General features: G+C 35.1%; 14 protein-coding genes. 5 read left to right on the top strand and 9 right to left on the bottom strand.

The window, feature by feature from the left end; translation table 11 throughout:
- The first annotated feature begins 228 nt into the window (after positions 1–228).
- Positions 229–1,443 (top strand): dipeptidase, encoded by a 1,215-nt coding sequence (locus tag EGI22_RS16780; protein ID WP_255069581.1) that lies wholly within the window; start codon positions 229–231, stop codon positions 1,441–1,443.
- An 84-nt stretch (positions 1,444–1,527) separates the two neighbouring features.
- Here EGI22_RS16780 and EGI22_RS16775 read toward each other — a convergent pair whose 3' ends face one another.
- Positions 1,528–2,346 carry an enoyl-ACP reductase gene (locus tag EGI22_RS16775; protein ID WP_255069580.1) on the bottom strand — a complete coding sequence of 273 codons (819 nt, stop codon included), beginning with the start codon at positions 2,344–2,346 and terminating at the stop codon, positions 1,528–1,530.
- Positions 2,347–2,523: 177 nt separating this feature from the next.
- Here EGI22_RS16775 and EGI22_RS16770 point away from each other — a divergent pair, with 177 nt between their 5' ends.
- Complete coding sequence (locus EGI22_RS16770) at positions 2,524–5,457, top strand: DEAD/DEAH box helicase (RefSeq protein ID WP_255069579.1); 2,934 nt, start codon at positions 2,524–2,526, stop codon at positions 5,455–5,457.
- Here EGI22_RS16770 and EGI22_RS16765 read toward each other — a convergent pair whose 3' ends face one another.
- Both EGI22_RS16765 and ilvA read right to left on the bottom strand, forming a co-directional pair.
- Complete coding sequence (locus EGI22_RS16765; RefSeq protein ID WP_255069578.1) at positions 5,458–6,039, bottom strand: Uma2 family endonuclease; 582 nt, start codon at positions 6,037–6,039, stop codon at positions 5,458–5,460.
- A 42-nt stretch (positions 6,040–6,081) separates the two neighbouring features.
- On the bottom strand, positions 6,082–7,332 hold the full coding sequence (ilvA, locus tag EGI22_RS16760; RefSeq protein ID WP_255069616.1) for a threonine ammonia-lyase IlvA: 1,251 nt from the start codon (positions 7,330–7,332) through the stop codon (positions 6,082–6,084).
- Between the two features lie 141 nt (positions 7,333–7,473).
- Between ilvA and EGI22_RS16755 the strand changes: the two genes are divergently transcribed.
- Positions 7,474–8,493: a DUF4097 family beta strand repeat-containing protein gene (locus EGI22_RS16755; RefSeq protein WP_255069577.1), complete on the top strand. Its 1,020-nt coding sequence runs from the start codon at positions 7,474–7,476 to the stop codon at positions 8,491–8,493.
- A gap of 77 nt (positions 8,494–8,570) precedes the next feature.
- Here the strand turns inward: EGI22_RS16755 and EGI22_RS16750 are convergent, their stop codons facing one another.
- The 4 genes from EGI22_RS16750 to EGI22_RS16735 all read right to left on the bottom strand — a co-directional run bounded on the left by EGI22_RS16750 (position 8,571) and on the right by EGI22_RS16735 (position 12,036).
- Positions 8,571–10,064: a hypothetical protein gene (locus tag EGI22_RS16750; RefSeq protein WP_255069576.1), complete on the bottom strand. Its 1,494-nt coding sequence runs from the start codon at positions 10,062–10,064 to the stop codon at positions 8,571–8,573.
- Between the two features lie 5 nt (positions 10,065–10,069).
- Positions 10,070–10,624: an RNA polymerase sigma factor gene (locus tag EGI22_RS16745; RefSeq protein WP_255069575.1), complete on the bottom strand. Its 555-nt coding sequence runs from the start codon at positions 10,622–10,624 to the stop codon at positions 10,070–10,072.
- A gap of 78 nt (positions 10,625–10,702) precedes the next feature.
- Complete coding sequence (gene ribD / locus EGI22_RS16740) at positions 10,703–11,743, bottom strand: bifunctional diaminohydroxyphosphoribosylaminopyrimidine deaminase/5-amino-6-(5-phosphoribosylamino)uracil reductase RibD (RefSeq protein WP_255069574.1); 1,041 nt, start codon at positions 11,741–11,743, stop codon at positions 10,703–10,705.
- Entirely contained in the window at positions 11,743–12,036 is a 294-nt protein-coding gene (locus tag EGI22_RS16735; protein WP_255069573.1) for a YciI family protein, read from the bottom strand. Before EGI22_RS16735 ends, ribD begins: the two co-directional genes overlap by 1 nt.
- A gap of 150 nt (positions 12,037–12,186) precedes the next feature.
- Between EGI22_RS16735 and EGI22_RS16730 the strand changes: the two genes are divergently transcribed.
- Entirely contained in the window at positions 12,187–14,163 is a 1,977-nt protein-coding gene (locus EGI22_RS16730) for a fibronectin type III domain-containing protein (protein WP_255069572.1), read from the top strand.
- 56 nt (positions 14,164–14,219) lie between these two features.
- Here the strand turns inward: EGI22_RS16730 and typA are convergent, their stop codons facing one another.
- Positions 14,220–16,046, bottom strand: a complete 1,827-nt coding sequence (typA, locus tag EGI22_RS16725; protein WP_255069571.1) for a translational GTPase TypA — start codon at positions 16,044–16,046, stop codon at positions 14,220–14,222.
- Positions 16,047–16,254: 208 nt separating this feature from the next.
- Positions 16,255–17,223 carry a YpdA family putative bacillithiol disulfide reductase gene (locus tag EGI22_RS16720; RefSeq protein ID WP_255069570.1) on the bottom strand — a complete coding sequence of 323 codons (969 nt, stop codon included), beginning with the start codon at positions 17,221–17,223 and terminating at the stop codon, positions 16,255–16,257.
- 102 nt (positions 17,224–17,325) lie between these two features.
- On the opposite strand from EGI22_RS16720, the gene EGI22_RS16715 reads away from it, so the two are divergent.
- Positions 17,326–17,829 (top strand): GNAT family N-acetyltransferase, encoded by a 504-nt coding sequence (locus EGI22_RS16715; RefSeq protein ID WP_255069569.1) that lies wholly within the window; start codon positions 17,326–17,328, stop codon positions 17,827–17,829.
- Positions 17,830–17,914: the final 85 nt, after the last annotated feature.

Here is a 17,914-nt window from a genome sequence, read left to right as displayed (position 1 = left end):
ATGTAAGGTTGAATTATTTTCAAAAATAGTTAAAAAAGCTGTCTTTTTATACTTAGAATATTCAAGGGATTATTTTTGAATTTATTTTTTTGGATAAAATCATTTTGAAATATTACAAAATTTTGAAAAACTGAATAATTCTCGAGTAGTGTATCTTTCATTTTTGTAATTCTTTTGATTTTGGTTTTTTCTTACCTATATTTATTTAACATTACCTAAAAAAACTTCATGAAAAAACTATCCTTATTTCTAATTATTCTTTCAATGGCTTCTTGTAAAGTAAGCCAAAAAACGACCGATGATTACGCAAAAAAAGCTGACGAATATGCTCATAAGTATATTATGGTTGACGGTCATGTAGATTTGCCATATCGACTAAAAGTCAAAAACTTCCAAATGTCAAAGGAATTTACGGGCATACCATTAGAAACTAAAGAAGGCGATTTTGACTTTAAACGTGCCCGAAAAGGTGGATTAGACGCCCCTTTTATGTCTATTTATATACCTTCAACTTATGACACCAAAGGTGCTCAATTGTTGGCGGATTCATTGATAAATATGGTGAATTTCATAGCCAAAGAAAAAAGTGATTATTTTGAAACGGCGAAATCTCCAGCCGAAATTAAAGCCATATTTGCCAAAGGAAAAATAGCCCTGCCAATGGGAATGGAGAACGGTTCGCCCATAGGTGAGTTGTCTGATGTAGCCAAATATAGAGCAAAAGGCATCAGTTATATCACGCTTACACATGCCAAAGACAACCGGATATGCGACTCTAGCTACGATACCACAAAAACATGGAAAGGCTTGAGTCCGTTTGGCAAAGATGTTGTGAAGGTTATGGCAAATGAAGGTGTTTTGATTGATATTTCACATGTGTCTGACGATACTTTTTATCAGGTAATAGACATTGCTCCAGTGCCAATAATTGCCTCCCATTCTTCTTCTCGCAAGTTTACCCCTGATTTTCAGAGAAATATGTCTGACGATATGATTACCAAATTAGGCAAAAATGGCGGAGTAATTATGGTGAATTTCGGTTCGACTTTTCTTTCAAACGAGGTAGTAGAATATAGAAAAAGCCTTCAAAATGAAATAAAAGCATTATTTGAGAAAAAAGGAATTGATCGTAAAGACCCTTCTGCCGAAGCAGTAATGGATGATTTTTTCGCCAATCACCCTCTGGCATTTGCAGATGTTAAAAAAGTAGCTGACCATGTGGATAATATCGTAAAGTTAGCAGGAATAGATCATGTTGGCCTAGGTTCAGACTTTGACGGTGTTGGTAATAGCCTTCCTACTGGCCTTAAAGACGTGGCAGATTATCCAAACTTAATCACGGAATTGCTAAAAAGAGGCTATTCTGAATCCGACATTGAAAAATTATGTTCGGGTAATATTTTTAGAGTTTGGGAGAAAGTTTTGGCTTATGCAGGAAAATGAGAAATTCAATATTTCGATGATACCAAACAAAAAACACCTAGCGTTTCTAGGTGTTTTTTTATAAATCTTAAATTTAAATTAATCTTACTCAGCAGGCTTAATCATTTCCAACAACTCCTGTGATACACCCGTCATTGAGTAACCACCATCATGGAAAAGGTTTTGCATAGTCACCATTTTTGTAAGGTCTGAGAATAATGTCAACACATAGTCTGCACATTGTTCTGCGGATGCATTGCCCAATGGAGCCATTTTTTCTGCAAATTCGAAAAATGATTCAAACCCTGCTATACCACCACCCGCACGTGTTTTGGTTGGCGACTGCGAAACAGTATTTACTCTCACATTTTTTAGTTTTCCATAACGGAAACCGTAACTTCTAGCGATAGACTCCAACATAGCTTTGGCATCAGCCATGTCGCTGTAGAAAGAGAAAGTTCTCTGTGCAGCCATATAAGTCAGAGCTACCACAGATCCCCATTCGTTTATGGCGTCCATTTTTTCGGCAGTTTGTAAAAATCTATGAAAAGACATCGCCGAAATATCAATACTTTGTTTGTAAAAATCATAGTTCAAATCACCATAAGCTTTACCTTTTCTTACATTTGGTGACATACCGATAGAGTGGAGCACAAAATCAACCTTGCCACCAAGCACGTCCATAGATTTGCTGTAAAGGTTTTCGATGTCTGTTATGCTAGTAGCATCGGCAGGAATAATCTCGGCTTCACATGCATCAGCCAATTTGTTTATTTCGCCCATTCTCATGGCTATTGGAGCATTGGTCAATGTAAATATTGCCCCTTCTTCTTTCGCTTTCAACGCAACTTTCCAAGCTATAGAGTTCTCATCTAAAGCTCCTGATATGATACCTTTCTTACCTTTTAGTAATCCGTATGCCATAATGCTATTTCGATTTATTTAAATATATTAAGCTACAAAATTAAGATATTTTTTTGATTTGCTTACTAATTTTCATTCTAAGGCCAAATAAGCTTTATTGTGGATATGTTTATGCTCTTTTTTTTTGTCTTCCTAGGTCAATCAATTACATTTGATTCCCTTTTTTCAAAAAGATTAATGATTGTATCGCCATCAGAGCCATTTAAAATAATTTACAGCCTTTACCAGCACGAGTTCCTCGGATTTCTGTTGGAATCTTATGTGGTGCAACTTAATGCCCGTGGAGAGGTGACTTTTCAGACCCAGAATATTTCTTCTAAAAACATCTCTGATTTTGCAACAGGGCTTGAGCCAGATGATTTTGAGATTGTAAAACTCACAGATAGTATCCAGCAGGATGTTATTTTAAAAAAATTCAACACGAAAAAATTATCGGCAGAGGAATTTTTCAGAAAAGTATTTGATGCTGAAAAAGGTGATAAGCTTTTGAAAGAAAGCATTTTATCATACTTAGAAAATTATAAAAAGGAGATTTTCAGCCGTATAAAAAACAAGCATCTTTTTATAATGGGTACAGATGGTGTGGCTACTTGGAAGGAAATCGAGGTGATGAAAGAGCCAGCTAAAGCCTATTTTCATTTCGACCGTCAAGAAGACCAAACAGTGTATTATCCGATTATCAAATGTGGAGACGAGAAGGTAAAGTTCCAGTTTAAGAAGAATACTTTTATTATTAATGATATTCCTGCAAGTCTGTTGGTAGATACTAAATTGTATCTTTTTGACAAGTTTGCTGATGGCAGAAAAATTAAGCCTTTTCTAAATAAGCCAAACATAATTATCCCTAAAAAGCTGGAAGAAACCTATTATCAGAACTTTATTGTGCCTTTGGTCGCCAATTTTAATGTTTTTGCTAATGGATTTGAGATTATACAAGAAAAACAAAATGTTCTTCCTCAGCTACTTATAACAGAAGTAAAAGCTCAAAAAACTGGCCTGAGTTTGTTTGATAAAACTGTGAATAATCTGAGTGAAGAGGAAAGTAAATTGTTCCTTGAGCTATCGTTTCAGTATGGAAAGTATAATTTTAAATATGATAATTTTAGTGCTCCATCTTATGTCTTTTTAGAAAAAAAAGATGATTCTTGGGTTTTTCATAAGATCAAAAAAAATCTTGAAAAGGAAAGAGATGTTTTGCTTTATATAAGAGAAAATGGCCTCGATCTAAAAAGTGGAAGAATAGCGAAACCAAAAAGCGAGGCCATACATTGGTTACAAGAAAAATCAGAGATACTAGCAGAAAAAGAGATAGAAATAATCCAAAATAAGGAGAATTCTGTTAAATATTTCATAGGATATTCTAATCTCGAAATTCAAATAGAAGAGAACAGAGATTGGTTTGACATAAAAGCTTTGGTGCAGTTTGGCGAATACAAAATACCCTTCGTTAGGCTGCGAAATTATATCTTAAACAACATCAAAGAGTTTGAGCTGCCCAACGGTCAGATGGCTTTGATTCCTCCAGCATGGTTCAATAAATACTCAGAACTATTTGAAAATGTGGAGATTGATGATGAAGAGGCTGGCAAAATAAAAAAACACCATATTGGTATAATTAATTATTTGGAGCAAGATGGCTTGGCAGTAACCGTAATGAGCCGAAAACTGGAAGGCTTAAGGAATTTTGAAGAGATTGAAGAAATAGAAATGCCCAAAAACTTCAAAGGGCAGCTTCGTCCCTACCAAAAGGCAGGCTACGATTGGCTGAATTTTTTGAGGAGTTTTAACTTCGGCGGTTGTCTAGCTGATGATATGGGATTGGGTAAAACGGTAATCACTTTGGCTTTTTTGCAAAAAATAAAAGAAGAAAATCCTGACCATCCAAGTTTGTTGGTTATGCCGACTTCATTGATTTATAACTGGCAAAAAGAAGCCCATAAGTTTACGCCAAAGATGAAGATTTTGATTCATTTTGGCTCACATAGACACAAAGATGCCTCAGCATTTAAATTTTACGATTTAGTGATTTGCTCTTATGGGGTACTCAGACTTGATCTAGATTTTATTAAAAACTTTAGATTCTATTACGCTATTTTAGACGAATCTCAGGCTATTAAAAACCCAGGTTCTTTGATTTTCAAATCTGTAGTACAACTTAATACTGAAAATAGGCTGATACTAACTGGTACGCCTCTGGAAAACAGCACAATGGATCTCTGGGCTCAAATGAGTTTTATAAACCCAGGCTTATTGGGTTCAATGTCTTATTTCAAAGAAAATTTTCAGAATTTAATAGAAAAACAAAAAGATGAAACCGCTCTTCAAAGATTATTTTCAAAGATAAAACCTTTTATGTTGCGAAGACATAAGAAGCAGGTGGCCAAAGATTTACCTGAGAAAATTGAGTCTGTTCAATACTGCAATATGACCGAAGAACAGGAAAAGCTTTACGAAGAAACCAAGGCCTTTGTAAGAAACCAGCTCATGTCTGAAGTAGGATCGGGAGGACTAAAACGCTCAAGTATTTTGGTTTTACAAGGTTTAACAAAACTTCGTCAATTGGCCAATAATCCTTTGATGGTCAATGAAGACTATATTGGCGATTCTGGCAAAGACCGCGACGTAATGCATAAACTAATAGACGTTGTGAATGAAGGCTATAAAACACTGGTATTTAGTCAGTTTGTAAAACATTTGGGTTTGATTGCTAAAAAGCTGGATGCTGCTGGGATTCCGTATTTATATCTCGATGGTTCTACTAAAAACAGGATGGAATTGGTGGATAAGTTCCAAAACGAAGACACTGAAAAGGTGTTTTTAATATCGCTAAAAGCAGGTGGCGTAGGACTCAACCTTACAGCTGCCGAATATGTTTTTATGCTCGACCCATGGTGGAATCCAGCAATAGAAGCTCAAGCTGTGGACCGTGCACACAGAATCGGCCAAACCAATACGGTTTTTAGTTATAAGTTCATTACAAAAAACACGGTGGAGGAAAAAATCCTTGACCTACAAAACAAAAAGAAACAATTGTTTAATGACCTCATAACAGCAGAGGAAGGATTTATGAAATCTCTCTCAGAAAAGGATATTCTATCGCTTTTGGAGTAATCAATCAGCGAATATTTTTTCGGCAGGAAATTCCAAATCTTTGAAAACTTGGCTTTTAATAGTATCGGATGCTATAAATGGCCTATGCGTAATAAATCTGCCATTTTCTAAAACATAAATATTCACCCATTTCCCTTCAGGCTGTACTATCCAATATTCCTTTACGCCAGACTCTTCATATAGGTCAAACTTATCTTTCATTTCTCTATCACTATTACCTGGCGATAGGATTTCAATAACTAAATCTGGTGCACCTAAACAACCCTTGTCATCGAGTTTATTTAAATCACAAATCACACAAATATCCGGTTGGACTACAGTATATATTTTGTTTTCGGATTTTGAGGGTAATCTTACATCAAATGGTCCATGAAAAGCCTTACAAGGGTAGTTTTGAAAAAAATTACCCAGAATCAAAGTTAGATTCCAAGAAATATTTTGATGCTTCCTCGCTGGAGCAGGAGACATTTTAAATATTTTCCCTTTTATTAGCTCAACTTGCTCCTCAAATTTCCAAAGTAGGTAATCTGAATAAGAATATTTTTTGGCTAAATCTAGTTGGTCGAAACTTGTAATTACCATAATTCTAAATGTTATCGAAACAAATTTAATGAAAAATCAAGTTCAAATCAAAAACTCAAACAAATCTGGTTTGTCATTGATATAGGTAAACTGAACATTGGCTTTTTCCATTCGCTTTATTAATTCCGGGAATTCTTCTTTTTTCGAAAGCTCGATTCCTACCAAAGCAGGGCCACGCTCACGTGAAGTTTTCTTCGAATATTCGAAAAACACGATATCAACAGTTGGTCCTAAAACTTCCTCCAAAAACTCTTTGAATGCTCCCGAACGTTGTAAAAATCGTATAATAAAATAATGTTTGAGACCTTCGAAAAGCATAGAACGTTCTTTTATCTCTTCTGTCCGTGTGATATCATTGTTGCCTCCTCCAATGATACAAACCACATTTTTGCCTTTAATTTTGTCTTTAATAGCATCCAAAGCAGCAACACTTAAGGCTCCTGCGGGTTCGGCTACTATGGCTTCTTCGTTGTATAATTGAAGGATTGTTGTGCAAACTTTCCCTTCGGGAACAAGCAATATATCGTCTAATTTATCCTTCACTATTTCATACGTAAGAGTTCCAGCTTTTTTTACGGCGGCTCCATCTACAAACTTATCTATGTGCTCAAGAGGCGTCACTTTTTTGTTTTCAATAGACACTTTCATGGTTGGAGAACCCAATGGTTCTACGCCAATTAATTTGGACTTTGGACTAAGATTTTTAAAAACTGTGCTTACGCCAGCCGCCAGACCTCCGCCTCCAATTGCAAATAAAAGGTAATCTATTTTAAAATCGGCATCTTTGAAAATTTCTAAACCCACAGTTCCTTGCCCTTCCATCACTTGAATATCATCAAATGGATGTACAAATACCCCAGCATTTTCCTTTACATATATCTGTGCTGCATCAAACGAATCGTCGTAAGTATCGCCTGTCAAACGAACTTCAATCCACTCTTTTCCAAACATTTTGACTTGTTTAATTTTTTGGGCCGGCGTGGTAGTTGGCATAAATATTATCCCTTTTACACCCATTTTTCGGCAAGCATAAGCTACACCTTGGGCGTGATTTCCCGCACTTGCACAAACTACCCCGTTTTGTAATTCCTCAGGTGACAAAGACGCCATTTTATTATACGCACCTCTGATTTTATAAGATCTTACCACTTGAAGGTCCTCTCTTTTTAAATAAATATTAGCCTGAAACTTCTCTGATAAGTTCTGGTTTAACATCAAAGGCGTTTTTAAGGCTACATTTTTAAGTCTTGAAGCAGCCGAATAAATATTTTCAAGTTCGATACCATTGTTCATGGTTTGGGTAAGTTTTGATGATGAAATATTTAGCAAACGTACAAAATTTTGTGTTTATTGAAGTACGAAAAATCTAAAATGAATCAGCTTTATGCAACTAAAAGCCATAAAAAGCATCTATAAACTAAAAACTAAAATTATATGAAAAAGTATCACATTATTATTTTATTGAGTTTGGCCATAAGTTTTTGTATGGCACAAACAAAAGAGCCGTTTCAGACAAAAAAATTCTCTGGAGTTAGCATCAAGAATGTTAAAGTAAATACCTCTGGTGGGGGAATAAAAGTGGCTGGAAATAGCCAAAGCAACGCAGAAGTCAGAGTGTACGTAAAAATGAACAATTGGAAAGGTGATGCTTCAAAGGCAGAATTAGAGAAAGAATTGGAAAAGTATGTTTTGGAGATGAATTATGAGAATGGAAGTATAGTATGTTTAGCTAAACCGAAAGATCCGAATGGCAAAAACAATAAATTGTCCATAAGCTTTGAAGTGGATTGTCCTAAAAATGTTGATGTAAATCTGGTCACTTCTGGCGGGGGAATAAATCTTCAAAACTTGGAGGGTAATTTGGATTTTAAAACAAGTGGTGGTGGTTTGACAGTTTCTAATCTTAAAGGTAAAGTAAATGGTAAAACCTCGGGCGGCGGAATAAAACTGACAGACTGTGATGGAATGATAACCATGAAAACCAGTGGTGGAGGTATTAAGGCCAACAATGCTAAAGGAAATATTTATTTAGCTACATCAGGTGGTGGAATAGACATAGATCAACTAAAAGGCACAATAAAGGCCCACACAAGTGGCGGAAGTATTAACTCTTCTAATATTAAAGGAAGCTTGGATGCTGCTACCTCTGGCGGAAGTATCAATCTTGATAATATCAGTGGAAATCTTACGGCAAAAACATCAGGAGGTGGCATAAATGCTGATATTGTTAAATTGGGCGAAGTGTTGACCTTGAGTACAAGTGCTGGCAATATTCATGCAAATCTTCCTTTTTCTGAAGGTATGGATTTGGATATCAGAGGGAATAAAATCAAAAGTGACAAACTTTCGAAAGTATCTAGAAATCTAAACTCTGGAGTTGTTAAAGGTCAAGTAAATGGAGGAGGCACTGAAGTGAAAATCACAGCAGTTTCGGGTACTATTTATATAGATTGATCTATTTGCAAATATAATTTTACAAAAAAAGAGAAGGCTTCGGCCTTCTCTTTTTGTTTAATGATTTTAAACTTTTGTTATCTCATTTTATATTTGATACCGTAGTTTACCCCAAAAGTCTTAGGTTTAAAACTAAGGTTTTGCTCGCTAGAAATCCCTGAAAGCAAAGCTTGCTGATAGGTGGAACCTATATTTGCTTCCCATGTTTGATTGAAATTATAACTTACCCTCAGTCCACCCATTCCGCTGATATTAAACAAGTTGAAACTTGAATTCCCTGCGTTTAAATTTGAGCTTTCAGCATTTGCCGAATCAAAATTTCCAAACACAAACATATCGCCACTTACCCCGCTTATCGCCTCTACTCCAAGGTTCTTGTAAACCGGAATACTATAGTTTAGCAAGAGCGGAATGTTTAGATAATTATAGAGCTGCTTATTTATCGCATTCACCGAAATCACCGTTTGTGTTTTTGCATTATCTGCATTTGTGTTTAGATAATTTGCCTGAAAGAAAGAATTCACTTTTCCCGATGATTCATTGATACTATATACATTTGAGTTGAAAGACGAACTTGCCTGAGTAAATCTGAAACCGCTTTCTATTCCTAATCGTTTTTTAAATTTCTTTCCAAATGAAAACCCAAAATTTAAAGCACGGCCATTTTTAAAGCTGCTTTCGGGTATACTAGTGGTCAAACCAGCAGGTGATTTAGCTACTTCGTTTGTTGGGAAAAACATATCTGTTTGAGAATTTTTCGAAGAAAACGCCGCATCGTTTCTGGCAGAAGCTAAAGCATCGCCTGTAAAACCTGAATTGTTATAGTTAGGGTCGAAAGGTGCCAAGCCTGAATTTAACCCAAACCACAACTTGTTTTTTGATGATTTCGTTTCGGCAACAATATCTTCAATGTCGACCACTATGTAAGGTTTTAACGGTTTGAATCTATTGGCATAATATTTAGCTTTTTTACCTTCTAATAAATCTATCGATATTAGGCTCGGTTCTAAATCAACTTTTTCAACTTTAACGACATGTGTTTCTGAAGGTTCTGTATATAAGTTACTTATATATTCGTTGGTGCTTTTTAATTCTTGTGCTAGGTATTGATTTGTGTTTTTAATTCCAATATTTCTAATTGTTTTATTACCAGAAAAAGCCAAAGATGGATTATTTAATTTAGGAGAAATGGTCTTTGAGATTTCCATATTTCCCAAGGTAGAATTGTCATTTTTTTCTTCGATTTCGGATGAATTTGTTTTCTGAGAAGTTTCACCTTTTATAATCGATTTGTCTGTTTTTAAAACAGGCTTTTCAATTTCTTTATTTTCAGAAATTGAGTTTGTTTTTTCGGTTTTTGAAACAAAAATATAAGTTAGACCCAATACCAAAGCCGCTGCAATTCCCGAAAGAACGGCTGGGTTTTTCCACCAAAAGAAAACTCCTCTTTTCTTTTTCTCTTTGTCGAGTTCTTTTTCAATATTGTCCCAAACTATATCAGGAGGAGGTATGGCGGCCTTCTGTAAGGCAGCCTCCCACTGTTGTTCGAATGATTTAAATTCTGATTCCATATATCTTAATTGGCTTTTGCCAGCCTTATATTTTCTTTTTCTATTTTTTCAACTAATAATGACTTAGCCCTTGAAAACTGCGATTTTGATGTTCCGTCAGTAATATTCAACATATCGGCAATTTCATGGTGTTTATAACCTTCTAAAGCATACAAATTAAACACCATTCTACACCCTTCTGGCAATTCTTGTACCATGCCCATCAAAGTTTCCATTTTAAGGTTTTCAAGGCCCATATTACCAGAATTATGTTCAAATTCTCCATGGTATTCGTCGATATCAATGCTTGGCATTTGGCCTTTTTTCTGAATAGCTTTCAATGCAGTATTTATCACAATTCGTTTCATCCAAGCTTCAAGTGGACAATCAAACCTAAAAGATTCGAGGTTTTTGAATATTTTCACAAAAGAATCTTGCAAAACATCCTGGGCCTCATCTTTGTCTTTCATATATCGACAAGCAATAGCAAATAGCCTAGCTGCGAACTGCTCATACAGCTCTCGCTGAGCAACTCGCTCCTCTCGGATACAAGCTTCTACTAATTGTTTATCTTTTGACATATTGTAAAAAAGGCAGAATACCCATAAAAGTATTCAAAGGGTAAGACATAGACTCAAATAACGAAAAAATGGTTGGAATTATCTCCTAAAAATAAATATCTGGTCGTTTAATATTCTTTTGGTTTCAGTGAGCGGTATTCCACTTGAGACTTTTGGAGCATTAATTCCATCTTTTAACACCAAGTCACTTTTAATTTTTCGAATTTCGTCAAAGAGATTTTCTTCAAAAAAAGATTGGATTAGTTGTGGGCCACCTTCTACCAAAATGCTATTTACACCTTTTGACTTTAAGTCTTTCAAAATATTTATCAGAAAATCTTCCGGTGATATTTTAATAAATTCTAGATTTTCTAGTTTTTCGTTTTTGTGGAAATTATAAACCAACGTTTTCTGAGATTGGTCGAATACGTTAACGTTTCTGTCTAATTTTAAATCTTTGTCAATGATTATTCTAACAGGATTTCTGCCCTCTGGCCAAAGACGAACGTTTAATTTTGGGTTGTCTGTCTTTACAGTTTTTGTTCCCACCATTATTCCGTCTTCCTCTGCTCGCCATCTATGTACGTTTATATTGGTTGTGGAATTTGAGATAGCCAAAGGTTTTCCTTCTGGCAAAGCCACAAAGCCATCTGCAGTTTCCGCCCATTTTATGGTAATGTAAGGCAAACCCACGGTATGAGCTTTGAAAAACCTTCGGTTTAGAAACAATCCTTCCGATTCTAATAAGCCCTGTTTTACTTTAATTCCCGCGGCTTTTAGTTTTTCTATACCTTTTCCTGCTACTTCTGGAAACGGATCTTTGTTGCAAATAATTACTTCATTGACCTGATGTTGAATCAATAAATCGGCACAAGGAGGCGTCTTACCAAAGTGAGAGCACGGCTCAAGTGTGACATACACAGTAGCATTTCGCAAAAGAGATTTGTCTGAAACAGAATTTATGGCATTAACTTCAGCGTGTGCTTCGCCATATTTTTGATGAAAACCTTCCCCTATTATCAAGCCATCGTGGACAATTACGCAACCAACCATGGGGTTTGGACTTACCCATTCGCAGCCTAAAGCAGCCAATTGCAAGGCTCGCTCCATATATATATTATCCTTTTCTGTAAATTCCATTAAGACAGATCTGCTACTCTAATAGGTGTGATCGTATAACTTTCCCAAACATTTTCCAAAATATAAGGTTCATTCTTAAGATATTCTTCCAATCCTGATTCGTCATCAAACTGTAAAATTACCGCGGAACCTTTCATTTTTCCCTTATCTGTAAGTTGAGCTCCACCTACAAGTATTTTACCTTCTGCGAACATTTTTCGGGCATATTCAAAATGTCTAGGTCGAACTTCCATTCTTTTTTCGAGTGCATTTGGGGCGTCGCCATCATGAGCAACTAAGAGATATTGGTGCATGATTCTTATTCATTTTTGAATCAAAGTTAGGAATAGAAATTTATGATTCTTAAAAAAGAACACTAAGATTATTTGCCAGATAATAAATTAAAGTGATTTTTTGCCTGCGTTTAGGTTTTAAAGGCTACTTTGTATTTAAAAATATATATCATGAAATATTATCTTATAATAATATTTGCCTTAATTTCTATTACAACAAAATCGCAGTTAAGTCTCATTTCATTTCCAAAAGACAATCAACTTTATCCAAGAGAGGAAAATAATACAGCAAAGGTTTCAATACTTGGGAGTTATATAAATTCAGAAGCTGAAAAAGTAGTACTACAAATTTTTAGAAATGATTCATTAAAATACACTATCGATGGGCCAAATGAGAATTTTGATTTCAATATTTTTATTAATGCAGAGCTTTCGGAGTATTCTTTTAAACTTTATTATTCAAAGGGCAATAATTTGACTCTTTTAAAACAAGCGAATAAAATTTTATGTGGTGATGTGATAGTGTTATATGGACAATCTAATATGGTTGCTGGAAATGGAGTTGATGAATTTAATGCCACAAAATCGGATAAATTTATGCGAAACTTTGACATTGTTTACGGGTCTAATAATCAGATAATTGCCGAAAATTGGTATCCAGCCAAATCTCCATACTGGGGGGTAGGAACTATTGGCAATTACCTTATGCTTAATTTTATCGATTCACTTAAAATTCCATTTTGTGTAATTAATGGTTCTGTTGGTGGTACTGGAATTGACATACTATCTCAGAGAAATGATAGCAACCCAAAGGATCCCACTTTTTATTATGGCAAATTACTCAATAGATTATATCTAAGTGGTTTGTTAGATAAAGTGAAATATATGGCTTTTCTGCAGGGTGAAGCAGAGGCAGGCAATTGGTATTTAAGCTGTAATGAATATCCTGGATATTTTAATAATTTCATAGCAAATGTATTTGACGACATTCCCTCTTTAAAAAAGTTTTATGAATTTCAGATTAATATAATGAAGGTAGGCGATGGCAGCAATTATGTAGAAAGAGCGGGTTATTTAAGAGATTTTCAGAGAAAGACGGAAGAGATTTACCCTGACAAAATCACCACTTTAGCTACAGTTGGCACTATTCCTTATGATGGTGTCCATTTTTCGGATGTTGCATATCAAAAATTAGCTTTAGATCTTTCAAGGCTTATTTTGAGGGATCTTTATGGTTCTTTAAACATAAATGAAATTGAAAATCCGAAAGTCAAATATGCGTACTATAATCAAACCAAAACCCAGATAACATTGGTTTTTCAAGAAAATCAAAATGTTATTTACCCTGCCGATATAAATTATGGAGACTATACTAGAAGTATGCGAGATTTTATTTACCTAACTTCTGACAATACAAATGTCAATTATAACCAATATAATACACCAGTAATAAATGGTACGGCATTTGAAAACACTGTTACTTTAAATTTTGCTCAACCTCAAACTGACCTTTATATTACATATTTGCCAGCTAGCTTTTCAGATTTTCATAGTGTTACCTATAATGGGCCTCATATATCAAATGGTAAGGGCCAAAGGGCTTTGTCATTTTACTGCATGCCAATTCTTAATGCGAAACCTATGGAGAATTTAATACCTAATACTCCTTTGAATTTTGCGGCTAATGGTATTTCTCAAAATCAAATAAATATTTCTTGGAATTCAAACTCCTCAGATGATGAAAATTATTTAATAGAAATATCAGAAGATAGTTTGAATTTTTCACTTTTTACCCAAATTCCCAGCTATCAGTTTTCTGAGCAGGATATTAATAAACTTTCAAATAAAAAATATTTTTATAGGATTAAAGCATGCAATGAGAATGGATGTTCAGCTTTCTCACAAATTGTGAAAGCCCATACATTTAAAGCCACAAAGATTGATTGTCCAGAATTGTTAATCAAAGGAATATTAACTAAAATGAATGCTACTTTTAATTCGTTTTTCTTAAAATCATCAGCATTAATTGAAAATAGTAAAATTGATTTCAAGGCATTAAAATCAATTTTATTAGAGCCCAATTTTGAATTCAATCCTGGAAATGAAAATCCTGGAGTATTTACAGCCCAGATAAACGGATGTGAATAAAAAAGCCCAAACAGATATCCATTTGGGCTTTTAAAAAGATTTAAAAACGCTGATTTTTATACCAATGCAGCATTTGTTTCAGACATACGCTCCGAACGTTTACGCTCGTTTTCGTCTAAGTATATTTTTCTCATTCTCAATGACTTAGGTGTTACTTCCAAGTACTCATCTTTTTGTATGTATTCCATACATTCTTCCAAAGAGAAATTCAATTTTGGAGCTATTTTTACGTTGTCATCAGATCCTGATGCACGCATGTTAGTCAATTTTTTAGATGTTTGAAGGTTAACCACAATGTCATTCTGACGGTTATGCTCACCTACAACCATACCCATGTAGATATCCTCACCTGGATCGATAAAGAACACGCCTCTGTCTTGTAATTTGTCAATAGCATAAGGCACAGCAGGGCCATTAGCCATTGAAATCATCGATCCATTTGTACGACCAGGTATAACTCCTTTGTAGGGCTCATAAGACTTGAATCTGTGGTTCATGATTGCCTCACCTTGGGTGGCTGTAAGTACATTTGAACGTAAACCTATCAAACCTCTCGAAGGAATATTGAACTCTAAGTGTTGCAAATCACCTTTTGGTTCCATGATCAAAAGTTCTCCTTTTCTTTGAGTGGCTAATTCTATCACTTTACCAGCAGTTTCCTCAGGTACATCTACTACCAAAGTCTCTATTGGCTCCATTCTCTCTCCATTTGGCCCATCCATATATAATACTTGTGGTTGACCTACCTGGAATTCATATCCTTCACGACGCATAGTTTCTATCAAAACCGATAAGTGAAGTATACCTCTACCAAAAACTATAAATTTATCTTCAGACTCACCTTGTTTTACTCTCAATGCGAGGTTTTTTTCTGTCTCTTTCATCAAACGATCACGTACGTGACGAGAAGTAACAAATTTTCCTTCTTTACCAAAGAACGGAGAGTTGTTGATGGTAAACAACATGTTCATAGTAGGCTCATCAATCGAAATCCTTGTCAATGGCTCTGGATTTTCAGCATCTGCTACAGTATCGCCAATTTCGAAGTTTTCAAGACCAGTAATGGCACATATTTCTCCACAACCTACCGTTTCTACTTTCACTCGCCCAAGTCCTTCAAAAACCTGCAATTCTTTGATTCTCATCTTCTTTATCGAACCATCTGCCTTACAAAGCGAAACCGCCATGCCTTCTTTCAAAGTTCCTCTTGCTACTCTTCCAATGGCAATTCTACCTACGAAAGAATTGTAGTCCAATGAAGTAATTTGCATTTGGATTGTTCCTTCGTTCACTGGTGAAGCTGGAATGTTTTCGATAATCGAATCCAACAAAGGAGTGATATTGTCAGTTGGAACTTTCCAGTCTGTTGACATCCAGCCTTGTTTTGAAGAACCGTATAGACAAGGGAAGTCTAACTGATCTTCAGTAGCGTTCAAGTTAAACATCAAATCAAATACATGCTCGTGCACCTCATCAGGACGACAGTTTTCTTTATCAACTTTATTTACTATCACAATAGGCTTCAAACCTAAATCAATCGCTTTGCCCAATACAAATCTTGTTTGTGGCATTGGACCTTCAAAAGCATCTACTAAAAGTAAAACGCCGTCGGCAAGCTTCAATACACGCTCCACCTCACCACCAAAGTCGGCGTGACCTGGCGTGTCAATGATATTTATTTTAACACCTTTATATCTTACAGATACGTTTTTCGAAACGATGGTGATACCTCTCTCACGCTCTAAGTCGTTGTTGTCAAGTATCAAATCTCCAAACTCTTGGTTTTCTCTAAAGATTTTAGAGGCATGGATGATTTTGTCAACAAGGGTAGTTTTACCGTGGTCAACGTGAGCAATGATGGCGATATTTCTTATTTCTTGCATTTTGATTCCCTTTCAAAAAGGATTTTTAGATTGATTTTATTAGAGCTATAAACCCTAAAAAGTCCGCAAAGGTACGAAGATTATTTCAAATTAATATTATATCAAATATTAATTTAAAGTAAACTATTGATTGTCAAATAATTAATTGGAAGAGTACAATTTCGATATTAAAGAAAAGAAAAGATAAATTTTAAGGAAAATCTAAATTTCAAATTTCATTCATCAAAATTCGTTTAACAATTTTTTCTGCATGGACGCGAGAGTTTTCAATAAATAGACTTCGTGTATCCATTCCACCACATATTACTCCAGCTATAAACACATTCGGAAGGTTTGTTTCCATCGTTTCTTCATCAAATTCTGGCTTTTTTTGTGCATCATCAGAAAGTTGTATACCCAGTTTCTGTAAAAAAGGTAAATTTGGCTGGTAGCCCGTCATGGCCAAAACCCAATCGTTTTCTATTTCTACTTCACCGTTTGGGGTGTTTACAAAAACACTTTTTTCGGTAATTTTCGAAATTTCTGATTTAAAATACGCCTTTATCGAGCCTTCTATAATCCTATTTTCTATGTCAGGTCTTACCCAATATTTAACACTTTTGCCAATTTCTGGCTCTCGGATTACCATCGTTACTTCTGCACCTTTTCGCCATGTTTCTAAGGCCACATCAACAGCCGAATTGTTAGAGCCTACAACCAAAACTTTCTGAAAAGCATAAAAATGTGGGTCTTTGTAATAATGTGTCACCTTTTGTAATTCTTCACCTTCAACCCTCAATTTATTAGGTAAATCGTAAAAACCAGTGGAAAGTATTAGATATTTAGACGTATAAACGGTTTTGGATGAATTCGTTAGGTAAACACCATCTTTATTTTCAACACTCAAAACTTCTTCAAATAGCCTGATATTGAGTTTTTTAGATTGTACTACTCTTCTGTAATACTCCAAAGCCTCCGAACGGGTAGGTTTTGCAGAAATTGACACAAAAGGCACACCGCCTATCTCGAGTCTTTCTGAAGTGCTAAAAAAAGTCATTGTAGTAGGATAATTATAGAGCGAATTTACCAAGCAACCTTTTTCAAGAATCACATAATCTAAACCTGCATTTTGGCATTCAATGGCACAAGCCAAGCCAATCGGGCCTCCTCCTATTATTACTACGTCGAACTTTTCCATATCACAAAAATACACAAAAAGGCCTTGAAAAACGGAGTCCTCGAAGTTTTGATTTGAAAAAATAGGTATTTTTGGAAATCTAAAATTATCATTTAACCAATAATGACCATAATAGAAACCGATAGGCTAACCCTCAGAAAATTCAATCTAAACGATGCCGTTTTTATTTTGGAACTGCTCAATACACCTCTTTGGCTAAAGTTTATTGGAGACAAGGGCGTGAAAACTATTCAGGAGGCCGAAAATTATCTAAAAAACGGCTCACTTAAAAGCTATGAAGAAAAAGGCTTTGGGTTATATTTGGTCGAAGAAAAGACTACTAAATCACCTATTGGCATGTGTGGTTTTATAAAGCGAGATGAGCTCGAAAACCTAGACCTTGGCTTTGCTTTTTTGCCAGAATATATCGGAAAAGGCTACGGTTATGAAGCCGCAAATGCCTGCATAAAATTTGGTAAAGATGTCTTGGGTTTTGAAAAGATTGCTGCCATAGTAAATCCTGAAAATGAAGCATCTAATAGCCTTTTGGTAAAATTGGGTTTTGTACTTGAAAAACAAATAGCTTTTGGAGAGAATGCCACTTTGGTGAATTTATATGGGATTTGATTAGGCTGAAAATTTCAAATAAACAGTATTTAGTTCAAATAGATATTTTATATTTGTAAAGAATACTTCTAATTTTCAAAGTATA

Source organism: Lacihabitans sp. LS3-19, from assembly GCF_024343575.1.
GTDB lineage: Bacteria > Bacteroidota > Bacteroidia > Cytophagales > Spirosomataceae > Leadbetterella.
The sequence above is the reverse complement of the archived record's forward strand: the minus strand, read 5'-3'. Positions and strand labels throughout refer to the sequence as shown.

What these genes read in the sequence shown, in the direction of transcription:
- ribD (WP_255069574.1), bottom strand. Translation starts at nt 11,743, where the DNA reads ATGGAATTTACAGAAAAGGATAATATATATATGGAGCGAGCCTTGCAA.
- EGI22_RS16755 (WP_255069577.1), top strand. Translation starts at nt 7,474, where the DNA reads ATGAAAAAGTATCACATTATTATTTTATTGAGTTTGGCCATAAGTTTT.
- EGI22_RS16720 (WP_255069570.1), bottom strand. Translation starts at nt 17,223, where the DNA reads ATGGAAAAGTTCGACGTAGTAATAATAGGAGGAGGCCCGATTGGCTTG.
- EGI22_RS16770 (WP_255069579.1), top strand. Translation starts at nt 2,524, where the DNA reads ATGATTGTATCGCCATCAGAGCCATTTAAAATAATTTACAGCCTTTAC.
- ilvA (WP_255069616.1), bottom strand. Translation starts at nt 7,332, where the DNA reads ATGAACAATGGTATCGAACTTGAAAATATTTATTCGGCTGCTTCAAGA.
- EGI22_RS16775 (WP_255069580.1), bottom strand. Translation starts at nt 2,346, where the DNA reads ATGGCATACGGATTACTAAAAGGTAAGAAAGGTATCATATCAGGAGCT.
- typA (WP_255069571.1), bottom strand. Translation starts at nt 16,046, where the DNA reads ATGCAAGAAATAAGAAATATCGCCATCATTGCTCACGTTGACCACGGT.
- EGI22_RS16780 (WP_255069581.1), top strand. Translation starts at nt 229, where the DNA reads ATGAAAAAACTATCCTTATTTCTAATTATTCTTTCAATGGCTTCTTGT.
- EGI22_RS16730 (WP_255069572.1), top strand. Translation starts at nt 12,187, where the DNA reads ATGAAATATTATCTTATAATAATATTTGCCTTAATTTCTATTACAACA.
- EGI22_RS16750 (WP_255069576.1), bottom strand. Translation starts at nt 10,064, where the DNA reads ATGGAATCAGAATTTAAATCATTCGAACAACAGTGGGAGGCTGCCTTA.
- EGI22_RS16715 (WP_255069569.1), top strand. Translation starts at nt 17,326, where the DNA reads ATGACCATAATAGAAACCGATAGGCTAACCCTCAGAAAATTCAATCTA.
- EGI22_RS16765 (WP_255069578.1), bottom strand. Translation starts at nt 6,039, where the DNA reads ATGGTAATTACAAGTTTCGACCAACTAGATTTAGCCAAAAAATATTCT.
- EGI22_RS16745 (WP_255069575.1), bottom strand. Translation starts at nt 10,624, where the DNA reads ATGTCAAAAGATAAACAATTAGTAGAAGCTTGTATCCGAGAGGAGCGA.
- EGI22_RS16735 (WP_255069573.1), bottom strand. Translation starts at nt 12,036, where the DNA reads ATGCACCAATATCTCTTAGTTGCTCATGATGGCGACGCCCCAAATGCA.